Raw genomic sequence first — 3,360 nt, forward strand, 5'->3', positions numbered from 1 at the left:
GGTTGATGGCGCGAACGCCCAGCGAGACGACGCGCCCCGGCGCGCTCGCGACCATCCGGTGCCAGAGGCGGACAGCGAGCCCCGGCGTGTCGGCGACCTCGCCCTGCGCCACGCTCAGCCTTCCATCAGGCGCGCGAGCCGCGTGGCCGAGCGGGAATGTTCGGCGACGACCTTCATCACGACGATCAGCCCCGGCCCGAGGAACAGCCCCCACACGCCCCACAGCGCGCCCCAGAACACCAGCCCGATGAACACCGCCGCGGCGTTCATCCGCGCCGCGCGGCTCTGCAGCCAGGCCGCGACCGCGGTGCCGATCAGCGTCGACACCACGACCAGGTAGGCCGCCGTGCCGATCGCCGCGCCGGCGGTGCCGTGCGCGAGAAAGGCCTCGGCCGCGCCGAACGCCGTCAGGATGCCCATGCCGACATACGGCACGACGTGCAGCACCGCGGCCGTCACACCCCACATCGCCGCATCGGGGATCTCGCCCCAGGCGAACGCGGCCCACACCGCGCAGCCGATCAGCACGTTGGTGACCAGCAGCACGCCGACATAGATGCGGATCTGCCGCGAGCATTCGTGCAGCGCGCGACAGGCCCGCGTGCGCGATTGCGAGCGCCCGCCCCACAGGTCGATGAAGCGGCCGGCGAGCGGGCTGCCGCCGCTCAGCACGAAGAAGGCGACGAACACGATGATGGTCAGGTCGCCGGCGAACTTCAGCAGGATCGTCGAGCCGTTCAGCGCGGTGTCGCGCATCCACAGCGTGACGGTCTCGGTCAGCGTGTGCGCCGGCGCGGCGGGGATCAGCTTCTGGCGCGTCGGCTTCGGTGGCGGCGCGCCATTGGCGACGCTCTGCGCGGCGCGGTCGAGCTCCTGCAGCGCATCGCGCGAGCGCTTGAGCACCGAGTCGTCATCGGCCTCGGTGGGCGTGATGCGCTCGGCCACCATGCGGATGATCTCGGGGCTGCGGTCCACCATGCGCAGCAGCTTGCCGCCGAAGGCCATCGACGCGAGCGCCGCGATCGCGAGGAACAGCACCAGCGACAGCATCACCGCGAGCATCTGGCTGCGCAGCAGGTGGCGCAATCCCGCCACCACCGGCGCGACCAGCATCGCGAGCATCAGGCCGGCGACCACCGGCACCAGGAAGCGCTGGCCCCACCACAGCGCACCGATCACCGCGACGGTCGCGATCACCGTCGCCGAAGGGGCCGAGCGCGGCAGCGGCCCGGGGTGCCCGTCGTCGAGCGGTGACGCGGTCTCGTCGACCTGCGATGCGACGCTGTCGCGTCCGGCCTCGACGGGAGGTCTGGCTGCAGGCGTCAGGGTGCCGGAGAGGGGCATCGTGTGCGAAGACGGCGCACCGAGCGCCCTGTCCTCAATGCCGCAAGGCGCACGACCCCGCAGGGTGGTGCGCCTTCACACGGACGAGCCGTGAGGGTCGTGAGGATTACGGGCGGATCAGGATGTCGTTCTTGACCGACTTCACGCCATTGACGTTGCGGGCGATCGATTCGGCGGTGCTCTTCTCGCTGGCGCTCTTCGCGAAGCCCGACAGCTGCACCGTGCCGTTCAGCGTCTCGACGCTGATCGACGAGGCATCGACTTCCTTGTTGCCGACGTACTTGGCCTTCACCGCGGTGGTGATGGCGGCGTCGTCGACGTAGGAGCCGACGGTCGATTGATCACGCGTCACGGCGCAGCCGGTGGCGGACAGCAGGGCGACGGCGGACACGACAGCGGCGAGGGTGTTGCGGACAAACATGTGGTTCTCCTTCAGTGTGGAAACGTTGTGGTGCAGGTGGTCGTCAGGAAGGTGAACAACAGGCCCCCACCCGTGCGGGCCCGTGTCGCGGCATTCGTTCAATAGAACATGGACATCACTTGTTGCTGATCGCTTTCGCGCCCAGCAATCCRATCAGGACCACGGCGACGAACAGCACCAGGAACAGCACGAAGAGGAACTTCGCGATGCCTGCGGCGCCGGCGGCGATGCCGGTGAATCCGAACACGCCCGCGACGAGCGCGATGGCTGCAAAGATGATGGCCCACTTCAGCATGTCGTTCTCCTTGGTGCGGTGTGGATGCACGGTGTCGAGTCGATGAGGCAACTCTATGGGCCGCCCCTCGGCCGAGCCATCGGACGCTGGCGTGAGCGCATGTAGGACGGAATGCTTTGCCGACCAGGTGCCTTGAAGGCATGTGTTGCGATCGGCAAAAAGAGAAAGCGCGCCCGCGGCGCGCTTCAGCAAGAGAGCGTGGCGACGCTCAGTGCACGGTGTAGTCGGTGCCGGGTATGTGCGGCGGTTGCACCGGAGGCGGTGATGTCGACGGCGCTGATGTCGATGCGGGTGCCGATGCGGGTGCCGATGCGGATGCGGATGCGGGTGCGGCTGCTGATGCCGCAGCCGTTGCAGGTGCCGGTCGGGTGAAGTCCGCGATCGCGAGGTTGACCCAGCTGATGATCGATGCCAGGTCGAAGCGCGGCAGCAGCCCGGCCAGCAACGCACCGCCCGATATCCAGCGCCATGGCTTCGCGCGCGTCAGCAGCATGCCGCCGATGAACGCGCCGGCCAGCAGCCACCACGGGTGCTTCTTCGCCAGCGGGCCTGCGAGCTCCTGGCCTGCGTCGCGTGCGAACTCGAAGGTGGTGCGCCACGGATGGCCGGCCCACCAGCGGCGCAACCAGCGCACCGCGATCGCGGCGGCGGGCAAGTCCGACAGTGCATCGCCGAGCGTGCCGAGCCAGCCGGGTTCCTGCGGCGCTTGCGCGGCGTTCGGATCGGGGGGGGCGCTTGCCTTCACGAGCGCCGCACGAATGGATTCGCGCGAGGCCGCGAGCCGTTCCTTCGGGGTCAGGGGGCGCGCCGGCACCACGACGGGCAAGCCGGGGTCGAGTTGGGCTTCTTCGACGTGGGTCATGTCGCGCCCACTTCGCCGAGCATGCGTGCGTCGGCCTCGAACTGCTGCTGCACTGCAGCGAACGCCGGCTCGGCCGCGGGCCGCCGCGCCATCACGCCGGCCACCACGGCCACCACCGCCGGCACGGCCGGTGCGGCCCACAGCGCCCACACCGCGTCGCCTTGCAGCGAGGGCGTCACCGCCCACAGCATCAGCGCGACGCCCGCGAGCACCGCGCTCACGCCGACGCAGCACAGCGCAAGCRCCGTCAGCAGCAGGCGGACGGTCCAGCGGCTCTGCGCCTGGCGCGCTTCRCTGCCGATCAACGCGGCATAGGCGCTCAGGTGATCGGCGACGAGTTCGGGTCGTGTGGCAACGAGCTTGATCAGTGGATGGATCATGGCAGCACCGATGGCGAGCTACAGCGGTGGACGAATGCGGACGCGACGAACCCGGCCG

At 69.6% G+C, this 3,360-nt stretch carries 5 protein-coding genes; all 5 read right to left on the reverse strand.

Features of this window, described 5'->3' with window-relative positions; translation table 11 throughout:
• Positions 1-114 precede the first annotated feature (114 nt).
• Entirely contained in the window at positions 115-1,344 is a 1,230-nt protein-coding gene (locus AC1D01_RS26165) for an AI-2E family transporter (protein ID WP_477871566.1), read from the reverse strand.
• A gap of 106 nt (positions 1,345-1,450) precedes the next feature.
• Positions 1,451-1,765 (reverse strand): BON domain-containing protein, encoded by a 315-nt coding sequence (locus AC1D01_RS26170; RefSeq protein ID WP_477871568.1) that lies wholly within the window; start codon positions 1,763-1,765, stop codon positions 1,451-1,453.
• Between the two features lie 115 nt (positions 1,766-1,880).
• Entirely contained in the window at positions 1,881-2,060 is a 180-nt protein-coding gene (locus AC1D01_RS26175; RefSeq protein ID WP_047584709.1) for a DUF1328 family protein, read from the reverse strand.
• 208 nt (positions 2,061-2,268) lie between these two features.
• The gene (locus tag AC1D01_RS26180) at positions 2,269-2,922 is read right to left on the reverse strand and encodes a hypothetical protein (protein ID WP_477871570.1); all 654 of its coding nucleotides are present in this window, start codon (positions 2,920-2,922) and stop codon (positions 2,269-2,271) included.
• On the reverse strand, positions 2,919-3,302 hold the full coding sequence (locus tag AC1D01_RS26185) for a hypothetical protein (RefSeq protein WP_477871572.1): 384 nt from the start codon (positions 3,300-3,302) through the stop codon (positions 2,919-2,921). The genes AC1D01_RS26180 and AC1D01_RS26185 overlap by 4 nt, the downstream gene beginning before the upstream one ends.
• Positions 3,303-3,360 lie beyond the last annotated feature (58 nt).

This window comes from Rhizobacter sp. P3_B12 (assembly GCF_056402895.1).

What these genes read in the sequence shown, in the direction of transcription:
- AC1D01_RS26165 (WP_477871566.1), bottom strand. Translation starts at nt 1,344, where the DNA reads ATGCCCCTCTCCGGCACCCTGACGCCTGCAGCCAGACCTCCCGTCGAG.
- AC1D01_RS26170 (WP_477871568.1), bottom strand. Translation starts at nt 1,765, where the DNA reads ATGTTTGTCCGCAACACCCTCGCCGCTGTCGTGTCCGCCGTCGCCCTG.
- AC1D01_RS26180 (WP_477871570.1), bottom strand. Translation starts at nt 2,922, where the DNA reads ATGACCCACGTCGAAGAAGCCCAACTCGACCCCGGCTTGCCCGTCGTG.